The organism is Klebsiella sp. OBRC7, from assembly GCF_000293135.1.
GTDB classification, from domain to species: domain Bacteria; phylum Pseudomonadota; class Gammaproteobacteria; order Enterobacterales; family Enterobacteriaceae; genus Klebsiella; species Klebsiella michiganensis.
In genome coordinates this window covers 191,170-204,572 of sequence record NZ_ALNJ01000024.1, presented here as the reverse complement: position 1 = coordinate 204,572, position 13,403 = coordinate 191,170, and the positions used below count along the sequence as shown (strand labels likewise).

Annotated in this window: 15 protein-coding genes; 3 read left to right on the top strand and 12 right to left on the bottom strand. The window is 58.5% G+C overall.

Annotation, left to right across the window (positions count from 1 at the left end):
* The 4 genes from HMPREF1144_RS05565 to nasR form a co-directional block, all read right to left on the bottom strand.
* The gene (locus tag HMPREF1144_RS05565; protein ID WP_009652065.1) at nucleotides 1-789 is read right to left on the bottom strand and encodes an ABC transporter ATP-binding protein; all 789 of its coding nucleotides are present in this window, start codon (nucleotides 787-789) and stop codon (nucleotides 1-3) included.
* Nucleotides 790-799: 10 nt separating this feature from the next.
* Nucleotides 800-1,684, bottom strand: a complete 885-nt coding sequence (ntrB, locus tag HMPREF1144_RS05560) for a nitrate ABC transporter permease (RefSeq protein WP_004851866.1) — start codon at nucleotides 1,682-1,684, stop codon at nucleotides 800-802.
* 1 nt (nucleotide 1,685) lies between these two features.
* Nucleotides 1,686-2,942, bottom strand: coding sequence for a CmpA/NrtA family ABC transporter substrate-binding protein (locus HMPREF1144_RS05555; protein ID WP_009652009.1), 1,257 nt, complete (start codon nucleotides 2,940-2,942; stop codon nucleotides 1,686-1,688).
* A 246-nt stretch (nucleotides 2,943-3,188) separates the two neighbouring features.
* Nucleotides 3,189-4,379, bottom strand: a complete 1,191-nt coding sequence (gene nasR, locus HMPREF1144_RS05550; protein WP_009652036.1) for a nitrate regulatory protein NasR — start codon at nucleotides 4,377-4,379, stop codon at nucleotides 3,189-3,191.
* 68 nt (nucleotides 4,380-4,447) lie between these two features.
* On the opposite strand from nasR, the gene HMPREF1144_RS05545 reads away from it, so the two are divergent.
* Both HMPREF1144_RS05545 and HMPREF1144_RS05540 read left to right on the top strand, forming a co-directional pair.
* Nucleotides 4,448-4,801, top strand: coding sequence for a DsrE/DsrF/TusD sulfur relay family protein (locus tag HMPREF1144_RS05545; RefSeq protein WP_004851872.1), 354 nt, complete (start codon nucleotides 4,448-4,450; stop codon nucleotides 4,799-4,801).
* 238 nt (nucleotides 4,802-5,039) lie between these two features.
* Entirely contained in the window at nucleotides 5,040-5,282 is a 243-nt protein-coding gene (locus HMPREF1144_RS05540) for a DUF1883 domain-containing protein (protein WP_002910387.1), read from the top strand.
* A gap of 35 nt (nucleotides 5,283-5,317) precedes the next feature.
* On the opposite strand, the gene HMPREF1144_RS05535 is transcribed toward HMPREF1144_RS05540, so the two are convergent.
* Together HMPREF1144_RS05535 and chaB are read right to left on the bottom strand one after the other, a co-directional pair.
* A complete protein-coding gene (locus tag HMPREF1144_RS05535; protein ID WP_004851874.1) occupies nucleotides 5,318-5,998 on the bottom strand; it encodes a gamma-glutamylcyclotransferase in 681 nt (226 codons plus the stop codon).
* Nucleotides 5,999-6,148: 150 nt separating this feature from the next.
* Complete coding sequence (gene chaB, locus HMPREF1144_RS05530; protein ID WP_009651994.1) at nucleotides 6,149-6,379, bottom strand: putative cation transport regulator ChaB; 231 nt, start codon at nucleotides 6,377-6,379, stop codon at nucleotides 6,149-6,151.
* Between the two features lie 265 nt (nucleotides 6,380-6,644).
* Between chaB and chaA the strand changes: the two genes are divergently transcribed.
* A complete protein-coding gene (gene chaA / locus HMPREF1144_RS05525) occupies nucleotides 6,645-7,745 on the top strand; it encodes a sodium-potassium/proton antiporter ChaA (protein WP_004121802.1) in 1,101 nt (366 codons plus the stop codon).
* An 87-nt stretch (nucleotides 7,746-7,832) separates the two neighbouring features.
* Here the strand turns inward: chaA and kdsA are convergent, their stop codons facing one another.
* The 6 genes from kdsA to hemA form a co-directional block, all read right to left on the bottom strand.
* The gene (kdsA, locus tag HMPREF1144_RS05520) at nucleotides 7,833-8,687 is read right to left on the bottom strand and encodes a 3-deoxy-8-phosphooctulonate synthase (RefSeq protein ID WP_004851877.1); all 855 of its coding nucleotides are present in this window, start codon (nucleotides 8,685-8,687) and stop codon (nucleotides 7,833-7,835) included.
* Nucleotides 8,688-8,934: 247 nt separating this feature from the next.
* Entirely contained in the window at nucleotides 8,935-9,747 is an 813-nt protein-coding gene (sirB1, locus tag HMPREF1144_RS05515; protein ID WP_004851879.1) for an invasion regulator SirB1, read from the bottom strand.
* 3 nt (nucleotides 9,748-9,750) lie between these two features.
* The gene (sirB2, locus tag HMPREF1144_RS05510; RefSeq protein ID WP_009652064.1) at nucleotides 9,751-10,143 is read right to left on the bottom strand and encodes an invasion regulator SirB2; all 393 of its coding nucleotides are present in this window, start codon (nucleotides 10,141-10,143) and stop codon (nucleotides 9,751-9,753) included.
* On the bottom strand, nucleotides 10,140-10,979 hold the full coding sequence (gene prmC / locus HMPREF1144_RS05505; RefSeq protein WP_009652054.1) for a peptide chain release factor N(5)-glutamine methyltransferase: 840 nt from the start codon (nucleotides 10,977-10,979) through the stop codon (nucleotides 10,140-10,142). Before prmC ends, sirB2 begins: the two co-directional genes overlap by 4 nt.
* Nucleotides 10,979-12,061 carry a peptide chain release factor 1 gene (prfA, locus tag HMPREF1144_RS05500; protein WP_004851884.1) on the bottom strand — a complete coding sequence of 361 codons (1,083 nt, stop codon included), beginning with the start codon at nucleotides 12,059-12,061 and terminating at the stop codon, nucleotides 10,979-10,981. The genes prmC and prfA overlap by 1 nt, the downstream gene beginning before the upstream one ends.
* Before the next feature lie 42 nt (nucleotides 12,062-12,103).
* The gene (hemA, locus tag HMPREF1144_RS05495; protein WP_004851885.1) at nucleotides 12,104-13,360 is read right to left on the bottom strand and encodes a glutamyl-tRNA reductase; all 1,257 of its coding nucleotides are present in this window, start codon (nucleotides 13,358-13,360) and stop codon (nucleotides 12,104-12,106) included.
* Nucleotides 13,361-13,403: the final 43 nt, after the last annotated feature.

Genomic DNA, 13,403 nt, shown 5'->3' with positions numbered 1-13,403 from the left:
CTATGCCGCTTTCGGCTGTTTTTCATAGAGGAAGTGCAGGATCTGCTGGCGTAGATAGTGATAGCGGCTGTCGTCCGCCAGCTGCACGCGATTGCGCGGTCGCGGCAGATTGACGTCGAGGATCTCCCCGACCGTCGCCGCCGGTCCGTTGGTCATCATCAGCACCCGGTCGGAAAGCAGCACGGCCTCATCCACATCATGGGTAATCATGACGATGGTGGTATTCAATGATTGCTGGATCTGCATCACCGCGTCCTGTAAATGCGCCCGCGTCAGGGCATCAAGGGCGCCAAAGGGTTCATCCAGCAGCAGCACTTTCGGTTTCATCGCCAGCGCCCTGGCAATGCCAACGCGCTGCTTCATCCCACCGGAGATTTCTCCCGGGCGCTTGTGCAGGGCGTGTCCCATCTGTACCCGTTCGAGGTTGTGCTCAATCCACTCCTGGCGCTCGCCTTTGCTCATGCTGCGGCGAAAGACCTGGTCCACCGCCAGCGCCACGTTGTCAAAGCAGGTCAGCCACGGCAGCAGGGAGTGGTTCTGAAACACCACCGCGCGTTCCGGCCCCGGCCCGGCGATTTCACGGTTATCACACAGCAGGCCGCCTTCCGTCGGCAGGGCTATCCCGGCTATCAGATTCAGCAGGGTTGATTTACCGCAGCCGGAGTGGCCGATCAGGCTGATGGTTTCCCCTTCGTAGATGTCGAAGGAGACGTTCTGCAATGCCAGGAATTCGCCGCTGGCGGTGTTAAAACGCTGGCTGACGCCCTGGACCTGAATTAATGGTTTCATCTGCGACTCCCTATTTTTCCTGCCAGCTAAAACGACGGGCGAGCAGCATCAGCCCCTGTTCCAGCAGCAGCCCGACCACGCCGATAATGACGATGGCGATGATGATGTTTTCGACGTTGAGGTTGTTCCACTCGTTCCAGATCCAGAAGCCGATCCCTAAGCCGCCGGTGAGCATTTCGGCGGCGACAATCACCAGCCAGGCGATACCGATGGAGAGACGAACCCCGGTCAGCACCGCCGGCAATACCGCCGGAAAGAGGATCTTGCGCATCACCGTCCATTCGGAAAGCTGCAGCACCCGGGCGACGTTGAGGTAATCTTCCGGAATACGCCGCACGCCCTCGGCGGTGTTAATCACCATCGGCCAGATCGAGCAGATAAAAATGGTCCAGCTGGAGGCGGGTTCCGCTTTCTGGAACAGCAGCAGGCCGATGGGCAGCCAGGCCAGCGGGCTCACCGGGCGCAGCAACGCGATCAGTGGGTTAAACATGCGGGCGAAAAACAGCGAGCGGCCAATCAGGAAGCCAAGCGGAATTCCCGCCAGCGCGGCGAGGCCAAATCCCACCGCCACCCGCTGCAGCGACGCCAGCACGTTCCAGCCGATGCCCATATCGTTGGGCCCGTCCTGATAAAACGGATCGGCAAAAATGGTCAACGCCGAATCCAGGGTGCTAAGCGGTGTCGGGAAACCTTTGCTGTTCATCGCCGCCAGCTGCCAGCCCAGCAGCAGTAATCCCAGCCCGAGCAGCGGCGGCAGAAGACGCTGGGTAACATCGCGCAGCCAGCGGCTGAGCGGAGGCGTGGTTTTGCGCACCTGCAGCGGCGGCAGGGTAATGACTTCGCCGGGCGCGCTGTCGGCGCCGGCCTGCGGTTGCGGTTTATATGCGTGTTTCATCTCATGCCCCCTTACGTTGAATCGCGAAACTGCGGGCGTAGCCTTCCGGATCGGCCCCATTCCAGACCTTGCCATCGATCAGCGTGCTGCTGCGCATCGCCTGCGTCGGCGCGCTGATGCCGCCGACCGCCTGCGCGGCCTCTTTCCAGACGTCAATCCGGTTAATGCGCTGGGCCACCGCCAGATAATCCGGCGCCGACTTCAGCAATCCCCAACGGCGAAACTGGGTTAAAAACCACATGCCGTCCGAGAGCCACGGAAAACTCACTTCTCCCCGTTCGTAGAAGCGCATCGGGTGCGCGTCCTGCCAGCGGCGGCCGATACCGTTGTCGTATTCGCCGAGCATGCGCCCGCTGAGGTACTGCTCTTTGGTGTTCAGCCATGCGCGTCTGGCGAGAAGGCGCGCCGTTTCGCGAGTGTTCTCGGCGGATGCGTCAATCCAGCGCTGGGCCTCTATCAGCGCCGCCACCAGCGCGCGCGCGGTGTTGGGATGACGCGTAACCCATTCGCTGCGAGTGCCGAGAATTTTTTCCGGGTGCTCCGGCCAGATATCCTGAGAAGTGGCGGCGGTGAAGCCGATACGATCGTTAATCGCGCGCGCGTTCCACGGTTCGCCGACGCAAAAGCCGCTCATATTGCCGATGCGCATGTTCATTACCATCTGCGGCGGCGGCACAACGACGGTGCGAATATCGTCAAAGGGATTAATTCCACCGCTCGCCAGCCAGTAGTAGAGCCACATCGCGTGGGTGCCGGTTGGGAAGGTGTGGGCGAAGGTGTAGCTGCCCGGCGCCTGCAGGTCGATCAGTTTTTTCAGCCCGCCCAGGTCGGTGACGCCCTTCTCCTGCAGCTCGCTGGAGAGCGTTATCGTCTGACCGTTGCGGTTAAGGGTCATCAGATTGGCCATCGCCTGCGGTTTACTGGCGATCCCCAGCTCAAGGCCGTAGAGCATGCCGTACAGAATGTGCGCGGCGTCCAGCTCCCCGGCAACCAGCTTATCGCGCACCGCCGCCCAGCTGGCCTCCTTGCTCGGGACGAGGGTGATGCCGTACTTTTTATCGAATCCCTTCAGGGAAGCGATAGCTAAGGGGGCGCAGTCGGTCAGCGGAATAAAACCGACCCGCACGGTAGTCTGTTCCGGCTTATCCGACCCTGCCGCCCATGCCGCCTGCATCATGCCGGGGAGCAGCATCGCGCCGCCCAGCGCCGCCCCTGCCTGTAATAAACGCCGCCGTGAAATTGAAAACGTATCGCCCATACCCGCTCCAGAAACGCGCAAAAAAAAGCGCCCGGCGGTGCTTACGCACCGCTGGACGCCTTTATCCTTAGACATACGTGCCGCCGTTGGCCCGCTGCCCAAAACCTTTATTCACTCGTTTTATTTAATGCAAAGCCAATGCCAGATTTGCAGAGGCCCGGTTCACGCGCGTTGGCTCACTTGTCGGGGGCGTTTGAGGCAAAAACTGCACCGTCGGCTGGCAATATATGCCCGCTGATTGTGCATCTACTCCTTAGGGGGTACTTGCCATAGCGACTTCACCGTCAGCAGCGCGCGGGCTATCTCAACCATGCGCTGATTTTTGTCCATCGCCATTTTACGCAGCGCCTGCCAGGCCTGCTCCTCCTGCATTCCCTGGTGGGTCATCAGCACGCTTTTGGCTTTTTCAATCAGCTTGCGCTCTTCAAGCGCATCTTTTAACGACGCGAGCTGGGCGGAGAGCTGCTGTAGCTCATGGGCCTGCTGGCGCACCAGCGGCAACAGCTGCTTATCCAGCCGCAGGGCTATACCGTCCTCCTGCCAGTCGGCGGGCGGTACCTGGACCTCCCGATCTTTGCCCTCCAGCAGCCCATCGGCCGCGTTGAGCAGGTCTGCGATCAGCCGCTCTTCCACACCGCGCAGCTGCTCAAGACGCTGGGTCTGAACGCAAAACCAGCGCAGCGCCGTTTCTCCCTCGTCCGGCGGCGGCTGGCGGGTGCAGGCGACCCGCCGCAGCTGTTCTATTTCCAGGCCGGCCTGGCACTGCTCAACAAACATAACGCTTTGCGGCGAACTGGCTAAAGCCTGAAAAGTGTCAAAACAGGGCTGCTGGCCGTCAATGCGGTCCACCAGCTGCTGGCGCAGCTCATCGCTGAACTGTCCGCGGGCAAAGCCCAGCGCGCCCAGCGCGCGCTCCTGTCCGACCAGCTCTTTCCCCTGCATAAAGCTGTAAAGCGCGACCATCCGCCCGGCGATTTGCGGATCGTCGATACTGTCGTTGAGCTGCGGAACGATATTCAACAGGTGGCGGATAATGCGGCTAAACTGCCCGGTGGCCTCTTCTGCGGCAATCTCCAGGCCGCGCACGCGTTTACGCAACGCGACAAGCTGCGTCAGATACCACACCGCGCAGGCAATGCGCCAGCAGAGCGCGCTGCTGGCGGCATCGCGGGCAGGTTCCAGCGCCGCATAAAACCGCGTGAGCTGCTCATCAACCAGCGCCGCGCCCGCCCGGCACTCCGCCGCGTATAGTCTGCCACCCGAGCATAGCCAGATATTTGACGCGCCGCGCTCGCACTGCAGCATATGCACCAGCGCGCTTATCTGGCCTGCCAGCGCTCCCTGCTGCGCCAGCTGGTGCAGCTGCCGCTTCTGTAAGCGACGCGCGCGCGCAAACCAGTCGACCACCTCAGGCGTATTACCCGCCATATTATTCATACCCTTCCCCCGGGTTAACGCTTTATACTTGAGCCAAGCAATAACCGTGCCTTATAGAAGGAGTCCTTATGCAACGTATTGTGATTATCGCTAACGGTGCCGCCTACGGCAGTGAATCCCTGTTTAATAGCCTGCGTCTGGCTATCGCCCTGCGCGAGCAGCAGGCAGACCTCGAACTGAAGCTGTTTTTAATGTCCGATGCGGTGACCGCCGGCCTGCGCGGACAGAAGCCAGCGGAAGGCTACAACATTCAGCAGATGCTGGAGATCCTCACCGCGCAAAACGTGCCGGTGAAGCTGTGTAAAACCTGCGCTGACGGTCGGGGAATCGGTGCGCTGCCGCTGATTGACGGCGTGGAGATTGGTACCCTCGTCGAGCTGGCGCAGTGGACGCTGGCGGCGGATAAAGTCCTGACCTTCTAAAAATCCGCTATTCAACGGGATTAAATATTAAGCTGGCGGCGTTTGTTAACCGAAAACAATGTCAGCTGAATGCTTTCAGGCACAACGTCATTTTTGTTTAATCTTTATTCCTTTTTTTGATCAAAATCAGCATCTGCCCCCCTCCCCTTTGGTGTTATGCACAGAGCAAAGTGTGAACAATATCACGCGGGTTAATGGGCTGGCAGGATGCTGTAGACAGAAACGGGGTCGAGATTAAATGGCAATGGTAAAAGCAAGTTTAACGTTGTTTGGCGGTGATACGCTGGTGGTACGTTGTTCCGAACGCTGCCACATTCACCTGATGAGCGCCAAAGTGCCTGGCGATAGTCATGCGGATATTCTGAGTGTGCAGGACAGAGATAGCGCGTATCTGACCGTGCCTTACAGCGGCACCTGGAACGTTCTCATCGACAGCCACAGCCAGTCGCTGGAGCACTCCATCAGCTACGTTCCCGCCTGATAGCAAACGCCCGGGGAAACCCGGGCGATATACTCTTAAGCCAGCCCGGGCTGGCTGCTTTCCCCCAGCAGATGACGCACCTTGCCGACTAAATCGTCGAGGCAGGCATCGTACATCCCGAGTTTGCGCAGCTCCTGATCGAGCGAGAACAGATACTGAGCGTTGGTACCAAGCGGGCCGCTGGCGCGCGCTATCAGCGGCGCAATCACCTGCGCGCTGGTGTCCGCCTCAAACAGCGGATGACGCGGGTCCATAATAAAAACTAACGCATTGACGGTGCGGCCATCGTCCAGATCCAGCTTGCACCATGTCGGCAGGTAGCAGCCGGTGATCATCTCCCGCTTCCACAGCAGGGTTAGCTCTTCTTCGAGAGTGTCATCAGGCAGGCGGTAGGCAACGCCTGTGGTGCGTCCACCCTCTTTCAACGCCAGCATTCGACCCGGCTGAGTGGCGCTACCGCGCCCGGCGGTGAGCCGCAGGCAAAACGCACGGTGCCAGCCCGGTAGGGTACCGGTACAGGATTCACGATACTCCAGCGCCGGGTTCCACATCAGCGAACCGTAGCCAAAGATCCACACCGAGCCATCGTCCGGACGACAGGCCAGGGTCGCCGCTAAAGAGGCTGCCCGCTGCTCTGCCGACCAAAGAAGCGATTCCTCAATAGCGCCAAACGCCGTTTTACAATCCGCATTCAGTAAGAAATCACGCGTTAACACTTTCTACTACCTCCGCCACTGCCCGCTTCCCGGCGATGATCTGGTGCCATCCGTGAAGTATTGCCGAATTATTATCCAGCTTTATTTGACAATAAGCAATGAACGAGCCGCGGGCAAGGGCTCAGGCAGCACATAGCGTAGCAAAAGCGATTACTTCTTCTTATGCCACTTATCATCATCGCCTTTTTGGTACTCATTTTTCACCGCCGCCCAGGCGACTTTGTGCGCCGTCTCTTCACGGCTGGCGTCATCGCGTCGGTCTTCTTTATGCTTATACTGGTCCCAGGCGCTGTTAAAGGCTTCCTTGTAAATCTCCTGGGCATGCGCAGGCAGAACGTGCTGAACGCTATCGGGCAATTCACTTTTGTTGCTATAGGGCATGGCAACCTCCGGTTTAAGGGTGAATAGTGAGTCTGGTAGAGGTTCAATCGGCTGGCAAGGCGACAGATAAATGAGAAAGATGTTTTAGTAATTATCTGAATAATAAATACAAAAAAATAGTAACCGCATTTTATGGCAATCTACCACTTTTATAGAGCCAGAGTGGTAAATTTAAGTAAAAAAACAAAATAATCCCCGCAATGTCTGTTATTTTATTAACTTACAGTATCTATAATTATAACACCTGCATACCTGGAGATAATTCATGACCGATGCACATGAGGCGGTGAAAACCCGCCATAAGGAGACCACCCTCGCCTTTCCGGTTCTGGCGCTGGCGGTGCTGTTTTTCTGGGGAAGCAGCCAGTCACTGCCAGTGGTTGTTGCCATTAATATCCTGGCGCTGGTCGGGATTCTGAGCAGCGCGTTCAGCGTTGTTCGCCACGCCGACGTTCTGGCGCACCGCCTTGGCGAACCCTATGGTTCGTTAATTTTAAGCCTTTCAGTGGTTATTCTTGAAGTCAGCCTGATTTCCGCATTAATGGCCACCGGCGACGCCGCGCCGACCCTGATGCGAGATACGCTTTATTCAATCATCATGATTGTTACCGGCGGGTTGGTAGGTTTTTCTTTATTGTTGGGCGGGCGCAAATTCGCCACCCAGTATATGAATCTGTTCGGCCTTAAACAGTACCTCATCGCCCTCTTTCCGCTGGCGATCATCGTCCTGGTCTTTCCCATGGCGCTGCCCGGGGCTAATTTCACCACTGGCCAGGCGCTGCTGGTTGCGCTGATCTCCGCCGCCATGTACGGCGTATTCCTGCTGATTCAAACGAAAACGCACCAGAGCCTGTTTGTTTACGAACACGAGGATGACGGCGACGACGATGACCCGCATCACGGCAAACCGTCGGCCCATAGCAGCAAGTGGCACACCGCCTGGCTGCTGGTACACCTGGTTGCGGTTATCGCCGTGACTAAAATGAACGCCAATCCGCTGGAGACGCTACTGACCAGCATGAATGCCCCCGTCGCCTTTACCGGCTTCCTGGTCGCGCTGCTGATCCTCTCTCCGGAAGGCCTTGGCGCGCTGAAAGCGGTCCTGAACAATCAGGTCCAGCGGGCGATGAACCTGTTCTTCGGCTCCGTGCTGGCCACCATTTCCCTGACGGTACCGGTGGTGACGCTTATCGCCTTCCTCACCGGCAACGAACTGCGCTTTGGCCTTGGCGCGCCGGAAATGGTGGTGATGGTCGCCTCGCTGCTGCTGTGCCAGATATCGTTCTCTACCGGGCGTACCAACGTGCTGAACGGCGCGGCGCACCTGGCGCTGTTCGCCGCCTACCTGATGACCATTTTTGCCTGAACCTCCCCCGGCGGCGTCCGCCTGTCGGGGAGATAAAAAAAGCCTGCCGGTTTTGCAACGGGCAGGCTTTTGTCATTTCAGCGACGGTTACTTGCTGGTATCCAGCTCATCAAAGCCTTTAACCAGATCGTCGATGGCTTTCATCTGCTTGAGGAACGGCTCCAGTTTATCCAGCGGCAGCGCGGACGGACCGTCGCATTTCGCGTGTTCCGGATCCGGGTGCGCTTCAATAAACAGGCCGGCGATACCCACCGCCATCCCGGCGCGCGCCAGTTCGGCAACCTGCGCGCGGCGTCCGCCGGAAGCGGCGCCAAACGGGTCGCGGCACTGCAGAGCGTGAGTAACGTCGAAGATAACCGGTGAGTTATTGGAGGCCTTTTTCATCACGCCAAAGCCCAGCATGTCGACCACCAGGTTATCGTAGCCGAAGTTCGCGCCGCGATCGCAAAGGATCACTTTATCGTTGCCGCCTTCGATGAACTTATCGACGATATTGCCCATCTGGCCCGGGCTCACGAACTGCGGTTTTTTCACGTTGATCACCGCGCCGGTTTTCGCCATCGCTTCAACCAGATCGGTCTGACGGGCGAGGAACGCAGGCAGCTGAATAACGTCCACCACGTCAGCGACCGGCTGAGCCTGGCTGGCTTCGTGAACGTCGGTGATGATTTTCACGCCGAACGTTTGTTTCAGCTCCTGGAAAATCTTCATCCCTTCTTCCAGACCCGGCCCGCGATAGGAGTGGATGGAAGAACGGTTAGCTTTATCAAAAGAGGCTTTAAACACGTAAGGAATACCCAGCTTCTGCGTGACGGTCACGTAGTGTTCGCAGATACGCATCGCAAGGTCGCGGGATTCGAGCACGTTCATGCCACCAAACAGCACGAATGGCAGGTCGTTTGCTACGTTGATATCACCAATGCTAACCACTTTTTGTTTCATAAGTTCGCCTTATCAGGGTGTAACCGGAATGGTTTCAGACTAAAGCCTATCCAATCAGGACTATTTTACTTGCCATTTTGGACCTGGGCAGTGCTCGACAAAATACGAAAGTATTTTGAACGCCCTTCAGGGCGGCCCGGAGGGCGAGCGTCGCGAGTCAATCCTCACGTACTACGTGTACGCTCCGGTTTCCGCGCGCTGTCCGTGTCCAAACTGGCTGCGCCAAGAACGCCTGCTGGGATTGGCTTTAATGCAATGTAATTTGTTTGTGCGAAATGGTGTTGATCTGCGCGCGGATCATCTCGCTGATGGGATCCTCCGGGCACTGTTCAACGAAGTAACTGAGGTCCTGCAGCGCCACGTGATCGCAATCCAGCTGGGCGTATATCAGTCCCCGGTCGCGAATTTCGTACGGGTCTTCCGGATTGAACTGCAGCAGCGCTTCGCTGGTGCGTAACGCCAGCTCCATCTGCCGCTCTTCCATCAGCGCCGATTTGAGCGTGTCGAGCAGCTTGCGGATCACTTCCGCGTTGTCGGCTTCATCAAGGTCTTCGTTAAACAGCTCGGCGACCGGACTAATATTGCCCTTCAGCCACACTTCCAGCGTATGCTCGTTAAGCGTTTCGCCGTTAAATGGATTAATGAGCCACATCTCTTCGCTCTCTTCAGGGTCGGCGCGAAGCAGCATCTGGGTCGGAAAAATCACCGGTACCACCGGCAGCGCCAGACGCTGAGCAATCCACAGCAGGATTGCGCCTAGCGATACCGCGCTACCCTGACGATTGTTCAGGACTTTATCAAGCCAGAGCACGTCGGACAGGCGGTAAACGCCGCGCGAATCGCTAAAGCCCCAGTCATGATAGAAAAGCTCCAGCAGACGTTCTATCTGGCGCTCCTGGTCCCACGAAGCGGCAATCTCCTCACGCGCCAGGCCCAGCAGCCGCTCCAGCTCATCCTGCACATAGTGCGTCGGAAAATCATCGCGGATTAATTCAGAAATGAGGACCATGCCGTCGCATAACGGCGCTTTATTAAATTCGAAATCAGCTAACGACCTCATGCCTTACCCCAGTAACGGTGTTCTTGTGATGGCGAGTTGAATAATGATAAACAACACCACCAGGGCCAGCAGAAAGGCGACAAACCGGCTCTGCTGACTGCGCTGGCGATGACGGCCCAGCGCGATAAATCCCAATGCGATATAAATGATAACGCCAAACAGCTTCTCAGTCAGCCATGTACCCTCTTCGGTAAACGGCAGATAGTGCGTTATTGCCATTAATCCGGCGCCGCTGAGAAACAGCAGCGTATCGCTACAGTGCGGCGCGATACGAACCCAGCGCTGGTCGAGCAGACGGTTACCGCTCCAGCTCCACCAGTAGCGCAGCACGAACAGGCTCACCGAAACCACCACGCAGGCGATATGCAGATACAGTACCGCGTTAAACAGATTCATACGCCTCCCTGATATTGCCCGAGCGTCAGACGCTCGTTGTCTCCGTAGTCGCGACAGGTGGCAATATCGCCATAACCCGCCGCGCGAAAGATTGCGCGCACCGCTTCCCCCTGCGTCCAGCCGTGTTCCAGCAGCATCACGCCGCCGGCAGCCAGATAGCGGCGGCCTTCGCGGATGATATGCGCCAGATCGGCCAGACCGCCATCGGCGGCGACCAGCGCCGTTTTCGGCTCAAAGCGCACATCGCCCTGCGCAAGATGCGGGTCGGTTTCATCGATATAGGGCGGATTGCTGACGATGATGTCGAACTGCTGCCCGGCGAGCGCGCTAAACCAGTGGCTTTGCAGTACCCTGACGTTAGGGATAGCGAGATGTTCAGCGTTACGCGCCGCCAGCGCCACCGCGTCGGGCATCACGTCAACGGCGGTGACGTGGCAATCGGGGCGTTCGCTGGCCAGCGCCAGAGCGATGGCGCCGGTGCCGGTGCCGAGATCGAGAATGCGGCACGGCTTGTCGGATAACCGCGCCAGCGTCTGTTCAACCAGGCATTCGGTATCCGGACGCGGGATCAGCGTGGCGGGAGAAACGAACAGCGGCAGCGACCAGAATTCGCGCTGGCCCACCAGATAAGCCACCGGCTCGCCCCGGGCGCGACGGCTGAGCAGCGTTTCCAGCTCGGCGGCCTGCGCCGCCGTCAGCGCCGTTTCGCCAAAGGCGAGAATATAGGTCCGCGCTTTGCCGGTCACGTGACCCAGCAGGATTTCGGCATCCCGGCGCGGGCTTTCACTTTGGCTCAGGCGGACGATGGCCTGCGTCAGCCACTGCTGAAAAGTCATCATTCCTGCTCGGAAAGGGCGGCCAGCTGATCGGCCTGATATTCCTGAACGATCGGCTCAATCAGCATATCCAGCTTGCCTTCCATCGCTTCGTCCAGACGGTAAAGCGTCAGGTTGATGCGGTGATCGGTCACGCGGCCCTGCGGAAAGTTATAGGTGCGGTTACGATCGCTGCGATCGCCGCTGCCCAGCAGGTTACGACGCTCTGAGGCTTCCGCCTGCTGGCGCCTGGAGACTTCCGCGGCGCGAATACGCGCGCCAAGCACCGACAGCGCTTTGGCTTTGTTTTTGTGCTGAGAACGTTCGTCCTGACACTCGACGACGATGCCGGTCGGCAGGTGGGTAATACGGATAGCCGAGTCGGTGGTGTTAACGTGCTGACCGCCCGCGCCGGAGGAGCGGAAGGTATCGATGCGCAGATCGCTCGGGTTGATATCCGGCATTTCGGCTTCCGGCAGCTCCGGCATGACCGCCACGGTGCAGGCGGAGGTATGGATACGCCCCTGGGATTCGGTGGCCGGTACGCGCTGTACGCGATGGCCGCCGGATTCGAACTTCAGTCGCCCATAGACGCCGTCGCCGCTGATTTTGGCAATCACTTCTTTAAAGCCGCCGTGCTCGCCCTCGTTGGCGCTCATGATTTCCACGCGCCAGCGGCGTGATTCCGCGTAACGGCTGTACATACGGAACAGATCGCCCGCGAACAGCGCCGCTTCATCGCCGCCGGTACCGGCGCGAACTTCAACAAACGCGTTACGCTCGTCGTCCGGGTCTTTTGGCAGCAGCAGAACCTGTAGCTGCTGCTCCATCTGCTCACCCTTTTCTTTCGCTTCGCGCAGCTCTTCCTGCGCCATTTCGCGCATTTCCGGGTCGTCGAGCATCATCTGCGCGGCTTCGATATCATCCTGCAGCTGACGCCAGTCGGTGTAGCAGCGGGCGACGTCGCTCAGCTGTGCGTATTCGCGCGACAATGCGCGAAATTTATCCTGATCGGCGATGGTTGCGGCATCGCCGAGTAGCGCCTGAACTTCCTCATGGCGTTCGTAAAGGGCTTCCAGTTTGGCAACAATAGAAGGCTTCATAGGCGTGAATTCACCCTGTCCTAAAAAAGAGAGAAAGGTGCGCTATTCCAGCCCGAGGCTGTTGCGCAGAATATGCAGGCGTTCATCATCCCCGTCACGGGCGGCCTGCTGAAGAGATTTGGTTGGCGAGTGGATCAGGCGGTTAGTCAGCTTACGCGCCAGATCCTGCATGATTTCCTGCGCATCGCCGCCCTGATTGAGCGCAGCCAGCGCTTTTGCCGTCAGCTCCTCGCGGACCTGCTCGGCCTGGGAGCGATATTCGCGGATAGTCTCGCTGGCGCTCTGAGCGCGCAGCCAGGCCATAAATTCGCTGGCTTCCTGCTCGACAATGGTTTCCGCCTGCACCGCCGCGGCTTTACGCTGTGCCAGATTGTGCTGAATGATGTTTTGCAGATCGTCCACGCTGTAGAGATAGGCGTTCGCCAGCTTGCCAACCTCCGGTTCGACATCGCGCGGAACGGCAATATCCACCAGCAGCATCGGCTGATTGCGGCGCGCCTTCAGCGCGCGCTCCACCATCCCTTTGCCAATAATCGGCAGCGGGCTGGCGGTAGAACTAATAATGATATCCGCTTCTTTTAGCCGTTCGTCGATGTCGCTCAGGGCGATCACCTCCGCGCCGACTTCATCGGCCAGCGCCTGAGCGCGCTCGCGGGTGCGGTTAGCAATCACCATCTTGCGCACCTTATGCTCGCGCAGATGGCGGGCCACCAGCTCGATAGTCTCACCGGCGCCAACCAGCAGCACGGTCACGCTGGAGAGTGATTCGAAGATTTGTCGCGCCAGGGTACAGGCGGCAAACGCCACGGAGACCGCGCTGGCGCCGATATCGGTTTCGGTACGCACGCGTTTGGCCACCGAGAACGACTTCTGGAACATGCGCTCCAGCTCGCTAACGTTCAGGTGACCACGGCTGGAGTCGGCAAAGGCTTTTTTTACCTGCCCGAGGATCTGCGGCTCGCCCAGCACCAGCGAATCCAGGCCGCTGGCGACGCGCATCAGATGGCTAACCGCCTCGTTATCCTGATGCCAGTAGAGGCTTTTCCGCAGGTCGTCTTCATTTAAACCGTGGTAGTCGCACAGCCAGCGGATAAGCACTTCCTGAAGGTTATCCTGCTCTTCGACGCTGAGATAGAGTTCCGTGCGGTTACAGGTCGACAGCACCACCCCGCCCTGCACCATTGGCTGGGCCAGCAAGCTCTCCAGCGCCTGATCGAGCGTATCCGGCGAAAACGTTACGCGTTCTCGCAGCGCTACAGGAGCTGTTTTGTGGTTAATGCCAAGAGCTAAAAGCGTCATTGTGAGGGAGTAGTACCAGCGTTGCTAAGGTTAGTCTGCAGGC

Excerpts from the sequence above, each read along its gene's own strand:
- HMPREF1144_RS05555 (WP_009652009.1), bottom strand. The coding sequence starts at position 2,942 with ATGGGCGATACGTTTTCAATTTCACGGCGGCGTTTATTACAGGCAGGG.
- kdsA (WP_004851877.1), bottom strand. The coding sequence starts at position 8,687 with ATGAAACAAAAAGTGGTTAGCATTGGTGATATCAACGTAGCAAACGAC.
- sirB2 (WP_009652064.1), bottom strand. The coding sequence starts at position 10,143 with ATGAATCTGTTTAACGCGGTACTGTATCTGCATATCGCCTGCGTGGTG.
- nasR (WP_009652036.1), bottom strand. The coding sequence starts at position 4,379 with ATGAATAATATGGCGGGTAATACGCCTGAGGTGGTCGACTGGTTTGCG.
- sirB1 (WP_004851879.1), bottom strand. The coding sequence starts at position 9,747 with ATGAGGTCGTTAGCTGATTTCGAATTTAATAAAGCGCCGTTATGCGAC.
- hemA (WP_004851885.1), bottom strand. The coding sequence starts at position 13,360 with ATGACGCTTTTAGCTCTTGGCATTAACCACAAAACAGCTCCTGTAGCG.
- chaA (WP_004121802.1), top strand. The coding sequence starts at position 6,645 with ATGACCGATGCACATGAGGCGGTGAAAACCCGCCATAAGGAGACCACC.
- ntrB (WP_004851866.1), bottom strand. The coding sequence starts at position 1,684 with ATGAAACACGCATATAAACCGCAACCGCAGGCCGGCGCCGACAGCGCG.
- chaB (WP_009651994.1), bottom strand. The coding sequence starts at position 6,379 with ATGCCCTATAGCAACAAAAGTGAATTGCCCGATAGCGTTCAGCACGTT.
- prfA (WP_004851884.1), bottom strand. The coding sequence starts at position 12,061 with ATGAAGCCTTCTATTGTTGCCAAACTGGAAGCCCTTTACGAACGCCAT.
- HMPREF1144_RS05540 (WP_002910387.1), top strand. The coding sequence starts at position 5,040 with ATGGCAATGGTAAAAGCAAGTTTAACGTTGTTTGGCGGTGATACGCTG.
- prmC (WP_009652054.1), bottom strand. The coding sequence starts at position 10,979 with ATGACTTTTCAGCAGTGGCTGACGCAGGCCATCGTCCGCCTGAGCCAA.
- HMPREF1144_RS05545 (WP_004851872.1), top strand. The coding sequence starts at position 4,448 with ATGCAACGTATTGTGATTATCGCTAACGGTGCCGCCTACGGCAGTGAA.
- HMPREF1144_RS05565 (WP_009652065.1), bottom strand. The coding sequence starts at position 789 with ATGAAACCATTAATTCAGGTCCAGGGCGTCAGCCAGCGTTTTAACACC.